Source organism: Caldisericum insulae (assembly GCF_047785965.1).
GTDB classification, from domain to species: Bacteria; Caldisericota; Caldisericia; order Caldisericales; family Caldisericaceae; genus Caldisericum; species Caldisericum exile_A.
Map to the genome: position 1 here is coordinate 93,868 of NZ_JBLOBF010000002.1, position 21,366 is coordinate 115,233.

Below are 21,366 nucleotides of genomic sequence, written 5' to 3' on the forward strand. Positions count from 1 at the left end.
CTGGCGGAGAGGGTGGGATTTGAACCCACGAGAAGGTTGCCCTTCTACCTGATTTCGAGTCAGGCGCTTTCAACCACTCAGCCACCTCTCCAGAAGATATTATATAAGAAGTGATCTTTTTATCAAATCTCTGGTATAATATTTTGTGATTTACGATATCCCTCAAGCAAAAGTTGAATTTAAAGAGGAAAATTACAAAACATTTAATAACTACAAAATTATAAGGATCATATCCAATAGTATTCTCGCCTCAAACTTTAAAGAAAACGATACAAACATTGCATATCTTTTTCTTCCCATGAGTAGCTTCTTCGACAGAGTTGTCATATTACTACATGGGATGGGGAAAAGAAATAAAAGACACCTTGAATACTTTGGACATAGATTTGCAAAAATTGGAATTCCACTTATTATGCCTATACTTCCATTCCATAATGAAAGGAAGATCACGGGATATAAAGATGGTGAGAAGTTCCTTGCTGATGATATAGAAGCTTCGATCAGAAACTACAGACAGGCAATTGTAGATATAAGGATAAATTTAAACTACCTTGACAGAAAAGGATTAGCGAAAAATGGTTATACCCTTGCTGGATTTAGTTTTGGAGGAATGATTGGCACAATTTTAATGGGAATTGAAAAAAGAATTAGAAATGGAATGCTTGTTGCAACGGGTGGCGATTTCGAATATATCACTTGGAAAAGTCTTGCAACTCAAATCATACGAAAAAAGTATGAAACAGAAACAGATTATGAAACATACGGTTGCACTTACGAAAAATGTAAAGAACTCCATAAGGATTATTGGGAAATTCTTAAGAAAATAAAAACTACTAATGATATTGATAAAATAGAGTTTAAAAAGGGATGCTTTTTATTTGATCCCCTAACCTTTGCGCCTCTAATTAATGGGAGAAAAGTTATAATTGTTCGTGCTATTTTTGATGAAATTTTTCCAAAGGAATCTACACTTGCGCTGAAAAGAGCAATTACAACTTCTGAACTCATAAACCTTTTGAGCGACCACTTTCTTATAATAGCGTATAGAAGATTTCTATTTAATAAGATATTAGAACTTGTAAAGGAGGCATAATATGGAAATATTGGGATTGCTTGACTTAAACAAGTTAAGAATTTCAAACAATGAAGAAGTAAATCAAGAGAACTACAGGGTTTTTTCTTATAGACTTTCAGAATTTGGCGCAAATGGGATATATGTTAAGGGTATAAAAAATGAATCTGATCTCAATTTTATAGAGGAATTAAAAAAAGAAATTGATATCCCAATTTTGAAAGATGGGGATTTAAAAGAAATTACTAATGTCAAAGATTTTCTTGATGGGAAAACAGGATCAACCCTTATTATAGAAGAAGAATACATTTTAGAGCATTTTGATGGAAGAAGAGAATTCATACCAATTTATACAGCCTTGATAGCATATAAAGCAAAAAATGAGGGTTTTAAAACCCTCATTGCAAGTGATATAGAAGCAGTAAAAGCTTCTTTAAGATTCGAATAACTTCTTGATAGTTTTCTTGAAAGGTGGGTATGCTACACCTTTATCTGTAATTATGCCTGTAATTAACTCATGAGGAGTGATATCAAAGGAAAAATTATACACTTCCACACCAAGAGGAGCAACTCTCTTTTCCATGCAGTGAGTTACTTCGTCAGGATTTCTCTCTTCAATTGGAATCTCTTTACCACTTTCTATATTGAGATCAATTGTTGAAAGAGGTGCCGCAACGTAGAAAGGAATTTTATGGAAGTGTGCCAAAACTGCGAGCATATATGTACCAACCTTATTTGCGGTATCACCATTTGATGCAATTCTGTCTGCACCTGTAATTATTCCTGTGACAAGCCCTTTTTGCATGATAAACGCTGCCATGTTGTCGGTTATAAGCTTAAATGGAATGCCTGCCTCTTTTAACTCAAATGCTGTAAGGCGAGCACCTTGCAAATATGGACGAGTTTCAAGAGCAATTACAGAAATATTTTTATACTTCTCAAAAGCTCTTTTAATTACGGAGAATGCAGTTCCATGTTTTACTGTAGCCAATTCACCTGTATTGCATATTGTCATTATGGTATCATTATCAGAGAATAGCTCAGAACCATATTCACCAATTTTAAAGTTCCTTTCTACATCTTCTTTTTCTATATTCTTTGCTTCCTCAAGGACAATTTCTTTCAGTTCCTCAACACTTTTTTCCTTGTTTAAAAGGATTCTATCAAGAATTCTTTTAGTAGCCCATGCAAGGTTCACCGCTGTAGGTCTTGCACTATCAAGATAACTTTTTAACTCTGTTACTTTCTTAATGAATTCTTCCTTAGTTCCTTCAAAATCCCTAAGACCGAGATACATCCCATATGCGGCAGCAACACCAATTGCAGGTGCACCTCTAATCTTCATCTTATTAATTGCTTCCCATACATCAGAAGCACTTCTGCACTCCACGTCAATAACTTCAAAAGGAAGATACCTCTGATCTAAAATGTGAAGAATACTTCCATCAAAATAAAGAGAACGGATCTCCATAGCTTAACTATATTTTGTATTTATTGAGACAATCCGAACAAACTCTTAAAACTTTTATCTCACCATTTATCATAACTTTTGCCTTATGAAGATTTGGAAGAAATCTTCTCTTAGTTTTTCTGTTAGAGTGGCTTACTCTATTACCCGTTATCGGACCCTTTCCACAAATTTCACATCTATTTGCCATATCTTACCTCCAAACTTTGTAAATATTTTTCAAAAATTACCTATATATTTTATAGATTTTGTTAATATTTGCAAGTAGATTAGAAAATAGACAAAAATTTTCAAAAATCCCCAATTATGTTATAATTTATAAAACTTTGGAGGTTAAAATGGCGAAGATAATAATAAGCGAAAATGCAATTAAAAAAATAGCAGCATATGCAACAATAGAATGCTATGGTGTTGTTGGCCTTGCACCTAAAACATTTTACGATAAACTACTCAGAACTCTTAAAATTGAAGAATATGAAGCAGGAGTAGATGTTGACATTAAAGACAATGATACCGTTAAGATCACATTATATGTAATACTCCAAGGCGGCGCAAATGTATTAGAAATCGCAAATACAATAATTTCACAAGTATCCTATAAAGTAAAGCAACTGACAAAAATTAAAAACGTAGATGTTGATGTAATAATAAGGGGAATTAAAGGAGAAGAATAATGAAATATATAATGCTTAATGACCTCGATAACTTTTTTAGGGGTTCTCTCCAATACCTTGGAGAGAAAAGAGAAGAAGTAAACAAACTAAATGTATTTCCTGTTCCAGATGGTGATACAGGCACTAACATGTACCTTACACTTAAAACTGCGTTAGAAAATGTTGATAAGAAAAATCCTAAAAATATCAGGGATTTTGGAAAAGCTCTATGCGAAGGTGCACTAATCGGTGGAAGAGGAAACTCAGGAGTAATTCTCTCACAGATACTCAAAGGATTTTTTGAACCAGTAGACAATGTGGAGTATATCGACGGATTCCTTTTTTCAAGGGCTCTACAAAACGCAACAAAAGTTGCTTATCAAGCAGTAATAAAACCCGTTGAAGGCACAATACTCACAATAATAAGAACAATGGCACAGGCCTCTATTGAATTCGCAAACAAAGACGATATACTCAATCTTCTCTCTTATATTATTGAAGAAGGTAAAAGAACACTTAAGAGAACCCCAGAGATGCTTCCTGTTCTTAAAGAGGCAGGTGTCATAGATGCAGGCGGCCAAGGACTAATTTATATATTTGAAGGCGGATATAAAGCGCTTAAGGGTGAGTTAACCAAATCAAAAGGAATTGAAGAAATGATAAGCGAAGCACACGTTGCTTCAGAATCGCTTGAATATAAGTTTGATACTGTGCTTCTCTGTTATCTTGGCAATTATCCAAGAGACTTAATAAGAAAAGACCTCGAACAATTTGGGGATAGCATAGTAGTCGCGGATGCAGAAGACCTTACTAAAATTCATATTCATTCAAATGAACCATACAAGGTAATTGCATATGTTCTTGACAAGGGTGACATAAAAGAGGCTCATATTGAAAATATGCAAATTCAAACTGACGCCTTCGCTCAAATAAAAGAAGAAAAAACAAAGAAAGTTGAAAGTAGATTTTCATTTTCCATCGTGTCAATCGCACAGGGCGAAGGATTTAAAAAACTATTTGAGAGCCTTGGTGTAGAAAAAGTTGTTGAAGGCGGACAAACAATGAATCCATCTATTCAGGACATTCTTAATGCAGTTAACGAATGCTCAAAAGATACGGTTTTTGTCCTTCCAAATAATCCCAACGTTATACTTGCTGCACAAGAAGCAAAAAAACTATCAACAAACAAAAAAGTTGAAGTAGTACCTACAAAAAATCCCGCACAGGGAGTTCCCATAATACTCTCTTTCAATTCGGAAGGTACAATTGAAGAGAACTTAAAGATAGCAAATGAAGTTTTAAACCATATACATGTTGTAGAAATCACTTATTCGGTAAGAGACACAAGCTTTAATGGACTTCAAATAAAGGAAAACGATATAATTGGATTTTTTGATGATAATCTCACAACAACAGGCAAAAATCCTGAAGAAACTTTTATTAAATTACTGAATGATGTGAAAGATAAAATTGAAGGCTCCGAGTTTATCTCAATTTATTATGGCAAGGATACCGACGAAAACAATGCAAAAGTTCTCCTTTCAAAGCTTCAGGAAACTTTTCCTGAGTTTGAGTTTGACCTTGTTTATGGTGGACAACCCTTTTATTATTATTTAGCTTCAATCGAATAGGAGGAAGAAGATGGAAGAACTTAACAAATTTTTTGAAAGATTTAAAGAAAAATACAACCCTGACTTTGCAATAATCACAGGGACAGGACTTGGAAGTATGCTTGAGAAGGCAGAAATCTATGAAAAAGTGCCCTACAAAGAAATACCAAACTTCCCAATCTCAACGGTAATAGGGCACGCATCTGAACTTGTATTTGCAAAATTAGGGAAACATAATGTCGTATTTTTCAACGGAAGATTCCATTACTACGAAGGCTATTCAATGAAGGAAGTCACAATGACAGTAAGAACTGCAAATGCACTATCAATTAAAAATCTTATTGTATCAAACGCCTCAGGCGCTGTAAACCCAACACTTAAAGCGGGAGATCTAATGCTTATAAGAGACCATGTTAACTTTATATTTGCTGATAATCCTCTAAGAGGAGAACCAGGCAATGAAAAATTTGTAAACATGACAAATGTGTATGACGAAGAATATAGAAGGATAATAAAAACAATTGCATACAAGCACAACATACCTATCAAGGAAGGCGTTTATTGTGCAGTTATGGGGCCAAGCTTTGAAACAATTGCAGAATTACTTTTGATGGAACGTCTTGGAATAGATGCTGTAGGAATGTCAACCGTACCAGAAGTAATAATGGCGCGCTTTTATGGAATGAAAGTTGTTGGACTTTCTTGCATTACCGATAATGCATTTGAAGAAGGGAAAGTACAGCACGAGAAAGTCATTCAGATAGCAAAAGAATGTGGTGAAAAAATCTCCCTAATTTTAAGTGAGTTTCTTGAGGAGGTTTAAAAAAATGAGTATTGTTGAAATCATTGAAAAAAAGAAATATGGAAAACACCTTGAAGATAACGAAATAAAAGAAATTGTAATGGGTTATGTTGATGGCACTGTACCGGATTATCAAATGGCTGCGTTTCTTATGGCCGTTTGGTTCAGAGGAATGGATGAGAAAGAACTTTCGAGTCTAACTGATGTAATGATTCACAGTGGAAAAACTATAGACCTATCAAAAATCAATGGTACCAAGGTTGATAAACACAGTTCCGGTGGTGTAGCAGATACAGTTACAATACCGCTTGTCCCAATTGTTGCATCATTGGGTGTTCCTGTTGCAAAAATGTCGGGAAGAGGTTTAGGTCATACAGGCGGAACGATAGATAAACTTGAATCTATCCCAGGATTTCGAGTAGAAGTTCCAATTGAAGAATTTATAAACATCGTAAACCGTGTAGGTGGTGCAATTATCTCTCAAAGTGGAGAATTGGTTCCTGCAGATAAAAAGATCTATGCACTAAGGGATGTCACAGGAACTGTTGATAGCATCCCCCTTATCGCATCAAGCATAATGAGTAAGAAAATTGCATCTGGAACAGATGCAATAGTACTTGATGTTAAAGTTGGTAATGGAGCATTCATGGAAGACCTCGATGACGCACTCAAACTTGCCGAAGCAATGGTTAGAATCGGAAATTCTTTGGGAAGAAGAACAGTTGCGTATATTACCGATATGAACGAACCGCTTGGAGATGCCATAGGAAACTCCATTGAAGTAGAAGAGGCAATAAGTATCCTTAAAGGAAAAGGAAGTAAAAGATTGTTTGAAGTAATAGAAACTCTTGGAAGCGAAATGCTTGTATTGGGTGGAAAAGTCTCTGAAATAACTTTAGGTAAAGAACTTATAAGAGAGACAATAACAAGTGGAAAAGCTCTTCAAAAACTATCAGAAATTATTGAGGCACAAGGAGGAAACAAGGAAGTTATAAACGACTTTAGCCTTCTCCCACAGGCAAAGTTCAAAAAGGACATAATTTCAGAAAAAACAGGTTATGTTTCAAAAATTGATACAAAAGGTTTAGGAAGGCTTGCACAATTTTTAGGTGCAGGAAGAGAAAAGAAAGAAGACGTAATAGACCTATCATGTGGTATATGGTTTCCTGTTAAATTGGGAGACTACATTGAAAAAGGACAAGTAATAGGAACGATTCTTTCAAATAATGAAGCAAAACTAGAAGAAGCATTAAGCAGATTTAATTCCCTTATCGAAGTAAAAGACACACCTATTAAACCACCTCCACTTATTTATTACAGAGTATCAGACGAAGGTATTGATAAACTATTTTAATGAGCAATAATACTGTAATTTTAACCCATGCAGGAGCAGATTTTGACGCAATCGCATCTGCATTTGCAGCCTCAAAGCTATATCCAGGATCAGTTGTAATTCATCCTGGTTCAACAGATATTAATGCTCAAAAAATAATCTCCCTATTTTCCGATATTCTCAATTTCAAGAAAATGAGAGACCTTCCAAAAGATTTTTTTGAAAACATATCAAGGATCATTGTTGTAGATACAAGATTGAAAAACAGAATCGGAAACGGTGTCGAACTCCTCAAAAAGGAGAATGTCCAAATTGTTGTTATTGATCATCATCCAGGCGAAACAGATATAGAAAACGCAATTGTAATCAATAAAAACGTTGGAGCAAATACGACTATTCTTGTGAATCTTCTCAGGTTAAAAAAAGTCCGCCTTACTCCAATAGAAGCAACAATACTCGCATTAGGGATTTACGAAGATACAGGCTCACTATCATTTCCATCCGTTACAAGCGATGACTTCAAGGCGCTCGAATCCCTCTTTTCTTTTGGAGTCGATATGAAACTCATCCACAGATTTACTTCACCATTTCTTCAAGAGGAACAGTTGAATCTTCTGAAAACTCTCCTTGAAAAACTCAAAGAATACAACTTAAATGGACACAAAATTGGGATAACTTATGCAGACTTAGAAAAATATATACCTGGAGTATCAATCCTTGCTCATAAAATTCTTGAAATGATTGACCTTGATGTTATCTTCGTTCTTGTTAAAATTTTAGACACTGTACATATAATTGGAAGAAGCGTAAATGAATCTTTCAACTTGACAGAGATCGCAGATACCTTTAATGGCGGAGGACATCCAACAGCAGTTTCGGGTATATTAAAGGGTGAGTCAATTGACAAGGTTACAGAAAAGATACTCGAAGCTGTTAACCTTGCAAATTTCTACTCATTAAAAGCAAGAGACATAATGAGTTCGCCAGTTAAGACAATCCGTTCAAATGCAACAATAAAAGACGCCCTTGAAATAATGGTAAAGATGGGTTATTCTGGTTTACCAGTCGAAGAAAATGGAGAAATAATAGGTATTATAGAGAAGAAAAATGTTGAAAAGGCATATCTTTTTGGAAAGAGAAATAGTTCCGTAAAACAATTTTTCTCCCCAAAGATAGTCTTGGTTAAAGCATTTGATAATCTTAGAGATATTGAAGATAAAATGGTAAACGAAGATGTCGGACGAGTACTTGTAGAACACAACGGACGAATTGTAGGAATAATCTCAAGAAGTGATCTTCTCAAAGCGTATAAATTTGAAGATATGATGAAAGAAATACCAAGAAGTATTAAAACTTCACAAGTTCCAGACAAAAAATATATCGCAAAAGTAATCGAAAACGCAACGAGCAAAGAAACACTAAAGCTCCTAAAAGAATTTGGGAAGATTGCAAGCAGTCTAAACATAGAAATTTACCTTGTTGGTGGCGCTGTAAGAGATGCACTTCTTGGTAAAAAAATGGTTGATTTTGATTTTGTCACAAGCGATGCAGTAAGTCTCGGAAAAAAGCTGAAGGAAAAATTTAATGGCACCATAGAGATATTTGAGGAAACTCAAACAGTTCACTTTATTTTCAACAACGTCAATTTTGATTTTGTTACAGCAAGGAGAGAATACTACATAGATAAATCTCTTGTGCCAGTTATTGAGAAGGCTACCTTAAAGGAGGATCTTGCAAGAAGGGACTTTACTATTAATGCAATGGCAGTTGACATCAGAGAGAAAAACTTTGGTATACTCTTTGATTATTTTAACGGATACGACGATCTTCTTAAAGGCATTATAAGAGTTTTAAAACCACTATCCTTCATTGAAGATCCTTCAAGAATTTTTAGAGCAATAAAATATATGATCGAACTTGGATTTAAGTTATCAAAAGAAACAGAAATTCTTCTTAAAAAAGCAGTTGAAATTGGGGCCCTATTCTCAAGCAAATCAGAGAGAGTTCAGGAAGAACTTAGAGAGCTGATCGTAAAGGACGAAATAGATAGAGTTATTCAACTATTTACAAACTATGGGATTATAAAAGAATTGTTCAGAATTAACAACATTACAAAATCAACAATCAACGCAATAAAATTATTCTACAAAATCGAAAAAAATGCTATAAAAAGGCTTTATGCTTTCATATTCCTCACATACCTTTCAAAGGGAAATATAAATGAGGAAGAAGTAAATAGAATATTCGGTATCAAAAAGAATGAGATTCTCAAAATGAAAGAAGCAATGGAGACTTTTAAAAATATTAGAAGAATCTTTAAGAAAGAGGATTTAGCTTCTGTTGTCCTTAAACTAAACAGGCTTGAATTAATTTATGTTCAAGCATACTACTATAAAGCAAAAGGGATAATTAAGAAATTTTTGAAAGATTATCTTGAAAAACTGAGATTCATAAAAAATGAACTCAAAGGCTCCGATTTGAAAGAACTCGGATTAAAAGAAGGACCGCAATATAGAAAAATCTTTGATTTACTAACCATATTAAGATTAAAAGGAGAAATAAAGAACAAAAATGACGAAATTAAGTACCTTTTAGACCACAAGGAGGAATTTGAATGGAAGTAGATCCAAGGATAAAAAAGATAGTTGAAAACGTTGAAAAAGTTATTTTGGGAAAAAGAGAAACAATTCTTCTGTCACTCGTGCCACTTATTGCAGAAGGCCATCTTATTTACATTGATATACCAGGGGTAGGTAAGACTACTCTTGGAGAATCAATTGCAAGGTCAATCGATGCTCAAACATCAAGAATACAATTTACAGCAGATCTTTTGCCAACAGATATTATAGGAATTACAATTTTTAATAAAGAGACTAATACATTTGAATTTAGAAAAGGCCCTATTTTTGCAAATATTGTTATTGGAGATGAAATAAACAGAGCACCACCAAAAACTCAATCTGCTTTACTTGAAGGTATGAGTGAAAGAACAGTTTCAGTAGAAAACAAAAGATACCTACTTCCGAATCCTTTTATGGTTATTGCAACGGAAAACCCAGTTGAGTTTGCCGGTACTTATCCATTACCCGAAAGCGAACTTGATAGATTCATGATTTCTCTTGAGGTAGGTTATCCTGAACCAGGAACCGAAATAAAAATTTTACAAAATGGAAACAAACTTGAAGCAAAAGATTTAGGCACAGTTTTACATCTAAATGAACTAACTCAAATAATTAATGAAGCAAAAGAAGTATTTATAGAAGGAAGTGTTTTAAATTACCTTTACGAAATTGTCAAAAAAACTCGCACATCTAAATTTATAAAACTTGGATTGAGTACAAGAGGTGCAATAGATTTTGTGAAAGCAGTTAAAGCTTATGCAAAAATTATGAATAGAAATTTTGTAATTCCTGAAGATGTTAAAAAACTTGCAAAACCTGTCCTTAAGCATAGACTTATATTTAATGAATATGAAGAGAAGTTTAAAGATGAAATTATTGAGAACATTGTTTTCGAAACACAAGTTCCCATATAGCAAAATAAAAATAACAAGGCAAGGGACATTTTACATATTGGTACTAATAATCCTTGGATTTGCAGCTTTTAATTCCGGTAATAACATGATTTATCTTATTTTTGCAATTGCACTGTCTTTAATGGGAGTTTCATCCTATCTTGCAGTAAAGAATCTCTTTAATATAGAAATTAAAGTTGAATTTCCTCAAGAAATTTATGCAAACAAAGAAACTTTTATTTCGGTTTTCCTCGTCAATCTCGAGAAAAGAAAAAAATTTGTAATTGAAGTTGAACTTTTGGGAAAAGTATTTCATTTTGACTTGTTAGAAAAACAGGCAAAGAAAAATGAGAATTTTACTTTTGTTAGACGAGGAAGATATGAAATAAAAAAGGTTTCAATAAGTTCTTCGTATCCTTTTGGTTTCTTTACAAGAGAAAAAGAAAGAATAATAAATGAAACATTCTATGTATTTCCAGAAATAAGGAATGTATTTATAACACAAAAAAATTCGTTCCAATCAAACACGCTAAAACAGGACAATGACGGAGATTTTTACTCAATTGATGATTATAAAGAAGGATTGGATGCAAGAAAGATTTCCTGGAAAATCTCTGCTAAGTTAGGTGAAGAAAAGGTAATCACACTTGCAAATTCAGAAGGAACAGATTTTGTTGTTATATTCAACAACTCCAAGAAAATGTTTGATGAAGACCATTTTGAAATTGCCGTGAAGAAAACCGCATCTTTAACATACAAACTATTTCACGATCGTATAAATTTTATGTTTATAAGCCACAAAATCAAACTAAAATGCGCAAGTTATGAAGATTACTTAAAAATAATGCGATATTTATCGGAAGTAAACCTTGAAGATAACGAACCAATTACAAAAACAAAAGGAATTACACATGAAAATATCGAATTTATCTAAATTTGATAGCCTGTGTATTTTTTTCTTATTATTTTCAATTTCTTCTATCGCTTTTGTTGTGCTTATATACAATGCTCTCATTTTGCTTATTGTATTTCCTATTCTTGCATGTGCTTTAAAGAAAACACAGATACCAAAAGACTTTAAAAAAGGATTCGAAATATTCCCTCTTCTTGTGTTCCTTACTCTTCTTTCTATTCGTAGTGATCTTTTTATAGTTGTGTCATCTCTACTTGTAACCTCAATGAGTGCTAAATTTGCAATCTCAAGCGATTCAAGAGACTATTTTGAAATCTTTGTAGTAGGACTAATGCTCTCACTTCTTTCATCAATCGGAACAATATCATTTGGGTTCGGCTTTATTTCTATTTTATTTCTTGTATCGTCTTTTCTCTTTCTTACACAAACACATTTTAAAAACTCATTGCCTTTAGGAAAATCTTTGCCAGAGTGGAATGATATAATTACTTTTATTGGTGTATCGATTTTATTTTCATTCCTTCTTTTCTTCATACTTCCGCGTTTTACACTTGGTGTAATTCATGGAAATCCGATTGGTGCAAGAGCAACTTCAAATTTCTCTGAAGAAGTTTCAATAGACTCAAACCCAATTACGCTTGACTACACAATTGTTATGAGAGTTGAAAAGGAGAAGCAGAACGCACCTCTTTACATATCAGGATTGAGATACGCAACATTCTTAAATGGCAAATGGTACAAAATTGAGCCAAAAGAAAAAGCTTATCCCGACCTTTTTGGCATTTTCCTTAAAAGGGCTGTGAACAAGGCTACAATTTACCTTGACCCAAATAATACAAATGTAGTTTTTCAAGTTGATTATCCAGCAGGAATATTTGGGAACTTCAATTTCCTGTATATGGATGACAATAAAAATCTATTCTTTGATGCACCATTTTTCAGAACAGTAAAGTATGACTCATTTTTTGAGAACTCACCACCAAAAGAGATACTGTCAAAAGATGATTTAAAAAGGTATCTCGATATAAGGGGTATAAATCCACAGATAATAGAACTCGCTAAATCGATAACTCAAAACACCCATAATCAAACCGAGAAAATTAATTTAATTATTAATTATCTACGGACGAATAATGAATATTCCTTGAATCCAACTGCAAAAAACATCGATGATTTTATTTTGAACCATTCAAGTGGTTATTGTGAACATTTTGCAACAGCATTCGTGATACTTGGAAGAGCCTCAAATATCCCAGTGCGTCTTGTCTCTGGCTTTGTTACAACGGAATGGAATGACGCTCTTAAATATTACATTGTAAGGGCAAAAGATGCACATACATGGGCTGAAGTTTATTTAAACAACTCTTGGATAAGAGTTGATCCAACCCCTCCTTCACAAATAGAAGCTAATAAACTAAGTTTATTTATAGATTCAATAAGAATGTTCTGGTATAAAAACTTTGTAACATATAGCGTTGATTCTCAATTGCAACTTTTTTCAAGTGTGCAGAGTACCTTTACGAACTTTGGAAAAACTACCATTAACTTAATCGAGATTTTAAGACAAAAAACTTATTATGTCTTAATATTTGGCCCCCTGCTACTTTTAATAACCTTCTTATTCCTAAGAACAAGAAGAGTTGAACAAATTGATACCATAACAAGGAAAATAATAAATTTGTTAGGAAACGACAGAACTAAAACAGAGACAATCTTAGAATTTGCAAAACGAAAAGGAAAAGATAAAGAATTTGGCAAACTACTTAATTTATACTACGAATACAGGTTTGGTAAGAAATACGATTTAAAAGATAAGATCAATAAAGAGATTAAAGAAATGAAAGTCAAAAAAGATCATTGACAGATTCACCTTTTTCAATTATAATTCCTACAAGGAAGGTGAAGAGATGAAGAAAATAATCGTTTTTATAGCAGTAATTTTACTTGTTGCAGGGCTTCTTACCGGCTGCTCTCAAACAAGTACAAACAACACAGCAAATGCTAATAATACAACGGCACAAACAGGAAATGATAGAGAAACTGCACCTGATTTTTCCTGGAAAGATAACAACGGCAATGTAGTAAAACTATCAGACCTCAAAGGGAAAGTTGTGCTTCTTGATTTCTGGGCAACATGGTGTGGTCCGTGCCGAATGACAATTCCACATGTTGAGGCGATCTATGAAAAGTATAAAGATAAAGGCGTTGTTGTTATTGGCATTAACCTTGATCAAGACGATTTAAGTAAAGTACAACAATTTATCAAAGAACAGGGAATGAAATACCTTGTTGTGGCGGATCCCAACAGCAAAGTTGCAGGACTCTATGGAGTTAATAGTATCCCAAGATTCTTTATTATTGATAAAAATGGAAAAATTGCTAAAATGATTATTGGATACGATCCCAACATGGAAGACGTTCTATCAAAAGAAATTGATTCACTACTTAAAGAGTGAGGTGAAAAGATGGAAGTAAACGAAACAAATTTTAGGGAAGAAGTTCTAAATTCTCCCATACCTGTACTTGTGGATTTTTGGGCTGAATGGTGTGTCCCATGCAAAATGATTGAGCCCATTATTTTAGAGCTGGAAAGAGAATATGCAGGAAAATTAAAAGTTGTTAGAGTAAACGTAGATGAAAACCAAAATCTTGCAGTTGAATATGGAATTATGAGCATTCCGACGCTTGGTATATTTGTAAACGGCTTGATGGTAGATCAGATAGTTGGCGCAGTTCCAAAGAGAGTCATAATAGAAAAACTAAAAAGATATTTATTACCCAATTAAATGTTTAGGCTCCCATTTGGGAGCCATTTTTTTATCCTCCGTATCTTTCAATAATACTTCTTACGAACTCAAAATCATTCTTAAAGAAAAAGTTTCCCATTACAAGGACATCTGCTCCTGCTTCAAGAACTAAAGGTATTGTTTCTTCGTTAATCCCACCATCAACTGAAATTAAGAGTTCTAAACTATTTTTATCCCTAAATTCTCGAACTTTTATAATTTTTGGAAGAGTTTCTCGTATAAACTTCTGCCCAGAAAAACCTGGTTCAACGCTCATAATGAGAACTAAATCAACATATGGCAAAACATCAAACACTTGTTCAATTGGTGTTGAAGGATTAAGTGAAATACCACATTTTCTGTTTAAATTTTTTATAGCATTAACAAGCCTAAAAGGAAACCTTGTTTCTTCAATATGAAAGGTGATATAATCTGAAAACATTGCAAATTTTTCTATAAACTCCTCTGGGTGGTTTATCATAAGGTGAGTATCAAACGGAAGATTGGTTATCTTCCGTAATTGTTCTCCTATAAACGGACCAAAGGTAATATTAGGAACAAAATTACCATCCATAATATCAAGATGAAGAAAACTATTTCCAAAATATTCAACCTTTTTTAATTCCTCCTTAATGCTTGTAAAGTCTGCTGAAATAATTGAAGGCGAGATTATAAATTTCATTTCGATACCCTCAATAGTACCTGAGTGCCTTTTTGCACTTTTGCATTGGGCATTGGATATTGGTAAAGAACCGTTTTTGGCGGTGCATTTGGAACCGGCTTATCAAATGAATCCACTTTATACAGCACAAGCCCTGCATTTTCTAAAATTGTCTTTGCTTCATCAACACTTTTTCCAATAACATTCGGAACAACAACAAAAGTGCCAATACTTACTGTTAAATCAACTTTAGTGCCTGGTTGTACGACCGTGTTTGGATCCGGTGATTGAGCAATAACTGTTCCAACAGGAGCATCAACTTCAACTTCTTTTATCTCACCCAAAGTTAGACCTGCATTGATTATAAGTTCCCTTGCGTCTTTAAAATCTTTATTTACAGCTTCTGGGACTGTAATTGTTGAAAACCCTGAGCTTAAAATAATTTTAACAATGCCACCTTTTTTAACTTCCGTTCCTGGGTTTGGATCTTGCGAGATTATTGTATCAATAGGATAAGTTTCGCTTGGTTGCGTAGCAACAACTTGGAGGATAATACCACTATTTTTTGCAAGATTTTGCGCCTCTGAGGCTTTCATCCCAACAAAATTTGGGACACTGACAACTTCTGCATTATATTGCCCACACCCTACAAATAATAAAACAACAATCAAAAGAACTAATACCTTAAAAGTTGCATTTTTCATATAATTATTTTACGATTTTTATAAAGAATTTGCAAGATTTTTTCTTTTATCTATACTTAAAGTATGAAGAAGGTTGTTGTATACCCAGGGACATTTGATCCCCTTACAAATGGGCATCTTGAAATAATTAAAAGAGCAAGTAAAATTTTTGATGAAGTCATTGTGCTTGTTGCAAAAAGAGACGAAAAAAATACACTATTTTCTTTAGAAGAAAGAGTCGACATTGTAAAAAGATGTGTTTCTGACATCACAAACGTAAAGGTAGACAAACTCGAAAAATTACTTGTGGATTACCTCAGGGAACATAAAATAAACTTAGTATTGCGAGGGCTTCGCTCAAACAAAGATTTTGAATATGAAAGAGAAATGTTTGAAGCAAATACAATAATGCTAAAAGGCATTGAAACAATTTTTATAATAGCAGCACCACATACGGCCTTTATAAGTTCAAGCCTTATCAAGGAAATTGCCTTCAATGGTGGCGATATATCACAGTTTGTCCCAAAAGAAGTACAAAAGAGATTAAGCGAAAAATTAAGGAGATGATCTATGGGTAAAAGTATAATTGATGAAATAGAAAACCTTAAAAAAATTGTAGAAAATGCAAAAAAAGTTCCCTTCTCTAAGTACATAACAATAGATAGAGACGAAATTTTAGGAATACTTATAAGAATTGAGGCGATGCTCCCAGATGAGGTAAAGCAAGCAGTTAATATCACCAAACAAAGAGATATGATTCTGCAGGATGCTTATGAAGAAAAAGAGCGTATCTTGAAAGAAGCGGAAGTCGAATTCAAAAAGAAAGTTAGTGAATCTAACATTATTGCAGAGGCAAAAAGAGAAAAAGAAGAGATAATCAATAACGCAAAGGCAGAGGCAGAACACATTAAAAAAGACGCCTTGCAATTTGCAAACGATGTACTTTCAAAAATAGAAGGGGTTCTTGAGAAGGCGCTTTCTACAATAAAAGAAAGCAAGGAGGAAATTTCAAATGAAATTACAAATAGATAGAATTATTGATGAAGGAAATCTAGAAATAATTGAGGAAATAGATTTTACTGACATTGAGATGCCAGTAAAAATAATTGGACCTGTAAAAGTGCATCTCAACTTCGAAAATCTTGGTCAAAGAGAAATTCGAGTTACAGGAGAGATTTTTGCAACACTTAGGTTAACTTGTGTAGTTTGTCTTGAAGAATTTGATGAGAAATTAAAAATTGAAGTCGATGAAACTTATATTCCAGAAACTCTTGTCGAGAATAAAAAAGAGGAACGTCCAATAGAAGAGTTAAGCGAATTTACTTACAAAGCTAGCTATCTTGATACCTTTGAGATTGTTAGAGATAATATCCTTGAGTTTATTCCACCTTATCCAAAATGTCCTAAGTGTTTATCAAAAACTGAAGAAATTTGAGTATAATAAAAACTAATAGCCCAAATTCCGCCCGCTGAGGATGGGCAAGATTAAAAGGCGGTAAAAAATACCTCAGCCCTGGGAAATTTTCCAGGAATAAAAAAATCTATGTATATTAATGAGGCTAAAGATAATGTAGGAAAATTTGTTGAGATAAAAGGTTGGGTTTACAACATGCGTACAAGTGGAAAAATTGTTTTTGTACTCGTGCGTGATGGTACTGGCATAATGCAATGTGTTGTTTCAAAAAATGATGTAACTGATGAGACCTTTGAAAAAGCAAAGAGACTTACACAAGAGTCCTCAATTATAGTAAGAGGTACGGTAAGGGAAGAGAAACGAGCACCTTTTGGTTATGAACTCGACCTAAAGGAACTCGAAATTGTACAACTTACCCAGGATTATCCCATAACACCTAAAGAACATGGCATTGGATTCCTAATGGAGCACAGACATCTATGGCTTCGCTCTAAAAGACAATGGGCAATTTTACGCATCAGGCATAGAATCGCAAAATCACTTAGAGATTTTTTTGACTCAAGAGGTTTTACGCTTATTGATGCACCCATCTTAACGCCAGCTGCATGTGAAGGTACAACGACGTTGTTTGAAACAGATTATTTCGGAGAAAAGGCATACCTTTCGCAAAGCGGTCAACTTTACATGGAAGCAGCAGCAATGGCATTTGGAAAGGTTTATTGCTTTGGTCCTGCATTTAGAGCAGAAAAATCAAAAACAAGAAGACATCTTATGGAATTTTGGATGCTTGAACCAGAAGTTGCGTATTTAACATTTGAAGAAAATCTCAAACTTCAAGAAGATATGCTCTCATATGTCGTGCAAGAAGTTTTGAAAAACTGCAAAACGGAATTAGAAATTATTGAAAGAGACACAAAACCTCTTGAAAAAGTAGTGCCGCCTTTTCCAAGGTTACATTACAGAGATGCAATTGAACTACTAAACAAAAAGGGGTTTAATGTTAAATTTGGGGATGACTTTGGCGGAGATGAAGAAACTGCACTATCAAACGAATTTGATAAACCTGTATTCATACACCATTTCCCAAAAGAGATAAAGGCATTCTATATGCAACCAGACCCAGATGATCCAGAAACAGTTCTTGCAGCAGATCTACTTGCACCTGAAGGATATGGTGAAATCATTGGCGGAAGTCAAAGAATTCACGATTACGATTTACTTTTACAGAGAATGCAAGAGAATAATCTTCCAATTGAAAACTATAAATGGTACCTTGACTTGAGAAAATACGGAACAGTCCCTCACAGTGGATTTGGTATAGGACTTGAAAGAACTCTTGCTTGGATTGCAAAACTCACACACGTAAGAGAGACAATACCATTCCCCCGAATGCTTGAGAAAATTTATCCATGAGGGAAATTTCTGCAATTGAACTTCTAAAAGAACTTGACAATGAACTTCCAAAGGAGTCTTTAATAATCCTTTTAGGAGAAGACCATTATCTTAAAGATCAAATTGTGAAAAAATACGTAGATAGAATTTTTGGAAATAATTCAAATAATCTTGACTTTGTAAAACTAACAGGGGGAAGTTTGACATACCAAGAATTTATAAATGTTATAACTTCACCCCCGTTTTTTTCTTTAAAATTTGTGCTTGTAAAAGATGGGGAACAAATCCCGAAACAGAACTTACAGAAACTCACAAGTGCATCAATTCCAGATTTTACAAAGGTGATACTCATTATAAATCAAAAAGACGTAAGCATACCCAAAGGAAATTTCATTATTGTAAAAGACTATACTGCTCCTCTTAATCAGATTGAAATTTGGATTGAAAAGAAAGCAAAAGAATATGGAAAAACAATTACAAAGGATGCAATAAAGGAATTGATAAGAAGGCTTGATACAAATTTCTATGCTTTATCAACAGAAATTAAAAAACTTGCTTTTTATGTTGGAGATAGAAAAGAAATACGAAAAGAGACCGTTTCGGAAATTGTAAAGGAATTAGGAGAAGAAGATATCTTTGAATTCGTTAACGCAATAATGTTCTCGAGGAGAAACGATGTATTAAGAATGCTCGATCACTTTCTAAAAGACCAAGGACAAGAAAATCTTATCCTTTCACAAGTATTGAAAACTCTGTCAATTTACCTTATTGTAAACGATCTTAAAAATAAAGAAGGACTAAATCTTAGGGCAATTAATGAATATATTGCTTCAATTTTTGGAACTTATCTTAGAACTAAGACTCTTGAGGAAATCATAAAAAACCTTGAAGTAGCAAACATTGAAAACATCTTAAAACAATACAGTGCCTTTGTTGAGTTTGACGTAAAATCAAAAAGAGGGGAAATTGACCTTCCCCTTTCTTTACGAAATTATATTCTATCAAGAGTGTCTTGAGTTATGCGGTTGCCTCTTGGTTCTTTGCCTGATTAAACTTTGCCATTAATCTTGACTTTTTTCTGGCTGCTGTATTAGCATGAAGTATTCCTTTTGCCTCAAGTTTGTCAATAATCTTAATTGCCTCTCTTACCTTTTCTTCGGCGTATCCACTCTTTTTTGCAAAGTCAAGTGCCCTTTTTAAAGCAACTCTATAGTATTCGTTTCTTTCTCTTCTTTTTTCATCTTTTCTAACTGACTTTTTTGACGCTTTTAATATAGGCATTTATTTACCTCCGTAAATTCTTAAATTCAATTCCTATATAGGATAATGATTTTTAAAAATAAGTCAAGAGGTTTTAATCAAGCAACTTTAACTCCTCTTTTACAAAATCAACAAGATCCTTTACATATTCCTCACTAAATTTGAATTCTATTCCTGCCGCTTTATAGAGTTCGGGAACTGGCCTTTTATAACCTAAACTCAAAAACTCCTTATAGTTTTTAATTGTCTTTTCTCTATTTTCTTTATAGTTTTTATACATCGCAAGTGCCCCAAGTTGTGCAAAACCATACTCAATATAGTAGAATGGCACTTCAAAAATGTGTAGCTGCTGCATCCACAAAATTTTTAACCTTTCTTCAAGGCCTGACCAATCAACACCTGCTGCAAGATCTCTCATTAAATTCACAAAATATTCTTCACGTTCTTTTTCGTCTGCATCATTAGTGTAAACGTAATGCTGGAAACCATCAACTGCAATGCACCATGGTAAAAATGCAAGAGCACCTTCAATTTGTTCTCTTTTAGCTTTCTTAAGATCCTCAGGTTTGTCGTAGTATTCAAATAAGTAATCAACAGTAAACATCTCCATACTCATTGAGGCAAGTTCTGCAACTTCCATTGGATACTCTTTGAATGGATGTATAAGAATATCTGCCGTATATTTACTATGAAGAGAATGCCCTGACTCGTGCAAAAGAGTCCTCACATCGGAATTAAGTCCTACTGCATTCATAAAAATAAAAGAAGATCCGTGCTCTGGAAGACCCATATTATAACCACCGGGTGCTTTACCAACTCTATTTTCAAGATCAAGGAAATTAGAAGCCTTCATTCTCAATAAATTTAATCCAAATTCATCATCCACATGACCCAACACTTTAATTGCCTTCTCAACAAATTCATCTATTGTTTGAAATGGCTTTAAAACCCTGTTATCAACATCAATCGATGTATCCCATGGACGTAATGAATCAAGACCGAGTTTTTGTCTTTTTATTTCATTACGTTCCTTAAGGAACGGTACAACAACTTTCTTTACAACTTCATGAAAATTGAGAACATCTTGAACAGTATATGAAAATCTTCCTTTTTCAACGTGCTTGTAATCTCTGTAATTATTAAAACCAGCATTCTTTGCTTGAAGCGCTCTTATCTCCTTAAGTTCATCAAAGAACTTTACGAGGTCAGCTGAAACCTTACTAAGCGCCTCGTATTTCTTTTGCCATGCCTCTTCTCTTGTTCCTCTGTCAGGGTCTTTCAAAAAAACATTCATCTGTGAAAAAGTTTTTTCTTCCCCTCTAAAATTAACAGTTAATTTAGCTATTGTCTCTCCGTACCTATTCGCAATTTCGTGTTCTTTAACGAATAAAGGTATATTTTCCTCTCTAAAAATTTCTATTGAATTCGAAATAATTGTATCAAGGTGTTTAAACTCAGGCTCTGTAAACTCTCTTCTTGCAGGAGAATCATAATACTTCTTTTTAAGCTTAAACTCGTATTGCATCGCAACGCTGACAACTTCAGAATAGAACTTATTAAAATCTTCTTGATATTCCTTTTTATTCATAAATCTTGTCATGTTTATATACTTCCATGCATAAGTTTCTTCCAAAATATCAGATAATTCTCCCCATTTTTCCAGGAAATAGAGTAATTCTTCTTTGTTTTGTACGGGTTCATTTAGTAAGTTTTTTAAAGCATTTTCAAAATTTTCTCTATTTTCGACTGAAAAATCTTCAGGATAATATCTCCTCGGTCTTTTTTTAATGATAAGATCCTCCATA

Annotated in this window: 23 protein-coding genes and 1 tRNA gene; 17 read left to right on the top strand and 7 right to left on the bottom strand. The window is 33.7% G+C overall.

All coding sequences use genetic code 11. The features are described 5' to 3' along the window. Position 1 precedes the first annotated feature (1 nt). Positions 2–91 (bottom strand) — tRNA-Ser (locus ACMV0E_RS02355). 54 nt (positions 92–145) lie between these two features. Here ACMV0E_RS02355 and ACMV0E_RS02360 point away from each other — a divergent pair. Both ACMV0E_RS02360 and ACMV0E_RS02365 read left to right on the top strand, forming a co-directional pair. Continuing rightward, entirely contained in the window at positions 146–1,093 is a 948-nt protein-coding gene (locus ACMV0E_RS02360) for a hypothetical protein (protein WP_416084773.1), read from the top strand. A gap of 1 nt (position 1,094) precedes the next feature. Further along, complete coding sequence (locus ACMV0E_RS02365) at positions 1,095–1,520, top strand: hypothetical protein (protein WP_416084774.1); 426 nt, start codon at positions 1,095–1,097, stop codon at positions 1,518–1,520. Here ACMV0E_RS02365 and mtnA read toward each other — a convergent pair. Both mtnA and rpmB read right to left on the bottom strand, forming a co-directional pair. Further along, complete coding sequence (gene mtnA / locus ACMV0E_RS02370) at positions 1,506–2,543, bottom strand: S-methyl-5-thioribose-1-phosphate isomerase (RefSeq protein ID WP_416084775.1); 1,038 nt, start codon at positions 2,541–2,543, stop codon at positions 1,506–1,508. The two genes, ACMV0E_RS02365 and mtnA, sit on opposite strands and share 15 nt — an antisense overlap. Positions 2,544–2,550: 7 nt before the next feature. Continuing rightward, positions 2,551–2,730, bottom strand: coding sequence for a 50S ribosomal protein L28 (gene rpmB / locus ACMV0E_RS02375; RefSeq protein ID WP_416084776.1), 180 nt, complete (start codon positions 2,728–2,730; stop codon positions 2,551–2,553). A gap of 148 nt (positions 2,731–2,878) precedes the next feature. Here rpmB and ACMV0E_RS02380 point away from each other — a divergent pair, with 148 nt between their 5' ends. The 10 genes from ACMV0E_RS02380 to trxA all read left to right on the top strand — a co-directional run bounded on the left by ACMV0E_RS02380 (position 2,879) and on the right by trxA (position 14,151). After that, on the top strand, positions 2,879–3,214 hold the full coding sequence (locus ACMV0E_RS02380) for an Asp23/Gls24 family envelope stress response protein (RefSeq protein ID WP_416084777.1): 336 nt from the start codon (positions 2,879–2,881) through the stop codon (positions 3,212–3,214). Continuing rightward, positions 3,214–4,824 carry a DAK2 domain-containing protein gene (locus ACMV0E_RS02385; RefSeq protein ID WP_416084778.1) on the top strand — a complete coding sequence of 537 codons (1,611 nt, stop codon included), beginning with the start codon at positions 3,214–3,216 and terminating at the stop codon, positions 4,822–4,824. Before ACMV0E_RS02380 ends, ACMV0E_RS02385 begins: the two co-directional genes overlap by 1 nt. Positions 4,825–4,834: 10 nt before the next feature. Then, the gene (locus ACMV0E_RS02390) at positions 4,835–5,626 is read left to right on the top strand and encodes a purine-nucleoside phosphorylase (RefSeq protein ID WP_416084779.1); all 792 of its coding nucleotides are present in this window, start codon (positions 4,835–4,837) and stop codon (positions 5,624–5,626) included. A 4-nt stretch (positions 5,627–5,630) separates the two neighbouring features. After that, entirely contained in the window at positions 5,631–6,959 is a 1,329-nt protein-coding gene (locus ACMV0E_RS02395) for a pyrimidine-nucleoside phosphorylase (protein WP_416084780.1), read from the top strand. Continuing rightward, positions 6,959–9,562 (top strand): CBS domain-containing protein, encoded by a 2,604-nt coding sequence (locus ACMV0E_RS02400; RefSeq protein ID WP_416084781.1) that lies wholly within the window; start codon positions 6,959–6,961, stop codon positions 9,560–9,562. Before ACMV0E_RS02395 ends, ACMV0E_RS02400 begins: the two co-directional genes overlap by 1 nt. Continuing rightward, on the top strand, positions 9,553–10,473 hold the full coding sequence (locus ACMV0E_RS02405; RefSeq protein ID WP_416084782.1) for an AAA family ATPase: 921 nt from the start codon (positions 9,553–9,555) through the stop codon (positions 10,471–10,473). Before ACMV0E_RS02400 ends, ACMV0E_RS02405 begins: the two co-directional genes overlap by 10 nt. Further along, positions 10,427–11,386 carry a DUF58 domain-containing protein gene (locus ACMV0E_RS02410; RefSeq protein WP_416084783.1) on the top strand — a complete coding sequence of 320 codons (960 nt, stop codon included), beginning with the start codon at positions 10,427–10,429 and terminating at the stop codon, positions 11,384–11,386. The genes ACMV0E_RS02405 and ACMV0E_RS02410 overlap by 47 nt, the downstream gene beginning before the upstream one ends. An 82-nt stretch (positions 11,387–11,468) precedes the next feature. Beyond that, the gene (locus ACMV0E_RS02415; protein WP_416084784.1) at positions 11,469–13,226 is read left to right on the top strand and encodes a transglutaminase TgpA family protein; all 1,758 of its coding nucleotides are present in this window, start codon (positions 11,469–11,471) and stop codon (positions 13,224–13,226) included. 46 nt (positions 13,227–13,272) lie between these two features. Next, positions 13,273–13,821, top strand: a complete 549-nt coding sequence (locus ACMV0E_RS02420) for a peroxiredoxin family protein (protein WP_416084785.1) — start codon at positions 13,273–13,275, stop codon at positions 13,819–13,821. Positions 13,822–13,830: 9 nt separating this feature from the next. Next, positions 13,831–14,151, top strand: coding sequence for a thioredoxin (trxA, locus tag ACMV0E_RS02425; protein ID WP_416084786.1), 321 nt, complete (start codon positions 13,831–13,833; stop codon positions 14,149–14,151). Between the two features lie 31 nt (positions 14,152–14,182). On the opposite strand, the gene rpe is transcribed toward trxA, so the two are convergent. Together rpe and ACMV0E_RS02435 are read right to left on the bottom strand one after the other, a co-directional pair. Then, complete coding sequence (gene rpe, locus ACMV0E_RS02430) at positions 14,183–14,833, bottom strand: ribulose-phosphate 3-epimerase (protein WP_416084787.1); 651 nt, start codon at positions 14,831–14,833, stop codon at positions 14,183–14,185. Continuing rightward, entirely contained in the window at positions 14,830–15,516 is a 687-nt protein-coding gene (locus ACMV0E_RS02435; RefSeq protein WP_416084788.1) for a PASTA domain-containing protein, read from the bottom strand. Before ACMV0E_RS02435 ends, rpe begins: the two co-directional genes overlap by 4 nt. Positions 15,517–15,579: 63 nt before the next feature. Here ACMV0E_RS02435 and coaD point away from each other — a divergent pair, with 63 nt between their 5' ends. The 5 genes from coaD (at position 15,580) to holA (ending at position 19,317) form a co-directional block, all read left to right on the top strand. After that, positions 15,580–16,062: a pantetheine-phosphate adenylyltransferase gene (gene coaD, locus ACMV0E_RS02440; protein ID WP_416084789.1), complete on the top strand. Its 483-nt coding sequence runs from the start codon at positions 15,580–15,582 to the stop codon at positions 16,060–16,062. Between the two features lie 3 nt (positions 16,063–16,065). Continuing rightward, positions 16,066–16,527: an SPFH domain-containing protein gene (locus ACMV0E_RS02445; protein ID WP_416084790.1), complete on the top strand. Its 462-nt coding sequence runs from the start codon at positions 16,066–16,068 to the stop codon at positions 16,525–16,527. After that, positions 16,508–16,930 carry a YceD family protein gene (locus tag ACMV0E_RS02450; protein WP_416084791.1) on the top strand — a complete coding sequence of 141 codons (423 nt, stop codon included), beginning with the start codon at positions 16,508–16,510 and terminating at the stop codon, positions 16,928–16,930. The genes ACMV0E_RS02445 and ACMV0E_RS02450 overlap by 20 nt, the downstream gene beginning before the upstream one ends. A 108-nt stretch (positions 16,931–17,038) precedes the next feature. Continuing rightward, positions 17,039–18,322 carry an asparagine--tRNA ligase gene (gene asnS / locus ACMV0E_RS02455; RefSeq protein WP_416084792.1) on the top strand — a complete coding sequence of 428 codons (1,284 nt, stop codon included), beginning with the start codon at positions 17,039–17,041 and terminating at the stop codon, positions 18,320–18,322. Further along, positions 18,319–19,317 carry a DNA polymerase III subunit delta gene (gene holA / locus ACMV0E_RS02460; RefSeq protein WP_416084793.1) on the top strand — a complete coding sequence of 333 codons (999 nt, stop codon included), beginning with the start codon at positions 18,319–18,321 and terminating at the stop codon, positions 19,315–19,317. The genes asnS and holA overlap by 4 nt, the downstream gene beginning before the upstream one ends. Before the next feature lies 1 nt (position 19,318). Here the strand turns inward: holA and rpsT are convergent, their stop codons facing one another. Then, the gene (rpsT, locus tag ACMV0E_RS02465) at positions 19,319–19,582 is read right to left on the bottom strand and encodes a 30S ribosomal protein S20 (protein WP_416084794.1); all 264 of its coding nucleotides are present in this window, start codon (positions 19,580–19,582) and stop codon (positions 19,319–19,321) included. Between the two features lie 73 nt (positions 19,583–19,655). Continuing rightward, complete coding sequence (locus tag ACMV0E_RS02470) at positions 19,656–21,365, bottom strand: M3 family oligoendopeptidase (RefSeq protein ID WP_416084795.1); 1,710 nt, start codon at positions 21,363–21,365, stop codon at positions 19,656–19,658. Position 21,366: the final 1 nt, after the last annotated feature.

Coding starts and splice junctions, on each gene's coding strand:
- asnS (WP_416084792.1), top strand. CDS start 17,039: ATGTATATTAATGAGGCTAAAGATAATGTAGGAAAATTTGTTGAGATA.
- ACMV0E_RS02365 (WP_416084774.1), top strand. CDS start 1,095: ATGGAAATATTGGGATTGCTTGACTTAAACAAGTTAAGAATTTCAAAC.
- rpsT (WP_416084794.1), bottom strand. CDS start 19,582: ATGCCTATATTAAAAGCGTCAAAAAAGTCAGTTAGAAAAGATGAAAAA.
- ACMV0E_RS02395 (WP_416084780.1), top strand. CDS start 5,631: ATGAGTATTGTTGAAATCATTGAAAAAAAGAAATATGGAAAACACCTT.
- rpe (WP_416084787.1), bottom strand. CDS start 14,833: ATGAAATTTATAATCTCGCCTTCAATTATTTCAGCAGACTTTACAAGC.
- ACMV0E_RS02385 (WP_416084778.1), top strand. CDS start 3,214: ATGAAATATATAATGCTTAATGACCTCGATAACTTTTTTAGGGGTTCT.
- ACMV0E_RS02400 (WP_416084781.1), top strand. CDS start 6,959: ATGAGCAATAATACTGTAATTTTAACCCATGCAGGAGCAGATTTTGAC.
- ACMV0E_RS02405 (WP_416084782.1), top strand. CDS start 9,553: ATGGAAGTAGATCCAAGGATAAAAAAGATAGTTGAAAACGTTGAAAAA.
- ACMV0E_RS02380 (WP_416084777.1), top strand. CDS start 2,879: ATGGCGAAGATAATAATAAGCGAAAATGCAATTAAAAAAATAGCAGCA.
- ACMV0E_RS02420 (WP_416084785.1), top strand. CDS start 13,273: ATGAAGAAAATAATCGTTTTTATAGCAGTAATTTTACTTGTTGCAGGG.
- coaD (WP_416084789.1), top strand. CDS start 15,580: ATGAAGAAGGTTGTTGTATACCCAGGGACATTTGATCCCCTTACAAAT.
- ACMV0E_RS02390 (WP_416084779.1), top strand. CDS start 4,835: ATGGAAGAACTTAACAAATTTTTTGAAAGATTTAAAGAAAAATACAAC.
- ACMV0E_RS02410 (WP_416084783.1), top strand. CDS start 10,427: ATGAAATTATTGAGAACATTGTTTTCGAAACACAAGTTCCCATATAGC.
- holA (WP_416084793.1), top strand. CDS start 18,319: ATGAGGGAAATTTCTGCAATTGAACTTCTAAAAGAACTTGACAATGAA.
- rpmB (WP_416084776.1), bottom strand. CDS start 2,730: ATGGCAAATAGATGTGAAATTTGTGGAAAGGGTCCGATAACGGGTAAT.
- ACMV0E_RS02450 (WP_416084791.1), top strand. CDS start 16,508: ATGAAATTACAAATAGATAGAATTATTGATGAAGGAAATCTAGAAATA.
- ACMV0E_RS02435 (WP_416084788.1), bottom strand. CDS start 15,516: ATGAAAAATGCAACTTTTAAGGTATTAGTTCTTTTGATTGTTGTTTTA.
- mtnA (WP_416084775.1), bottom strand. CDS start 2,543: ATGGAGATCCGTTCTCTTTATTTTGATGGAAGTATTCTTCACATTTTA.
- trxA (WP_416084786.1), top strand. CDS start 13,831: ATGGAAGTAAACGAAACAAATTTTAGGGAAGAAGTTCTAAATTCTCCC.
- ACMV0E_RS02445 (WP_416084790.1), top strand. CDS start 16,066: ATGGGTAAAAGTATAATTGATGAAATAGAAAACCTTAAAAAAATTGTA.
- ACMV0E_RS02470 (WP_416084795.1), bottom strand. CDS start 21,365: ATGGAGGATCTTATCATTAAAAAAAGACCGAGGAGATATTATCCTGAA.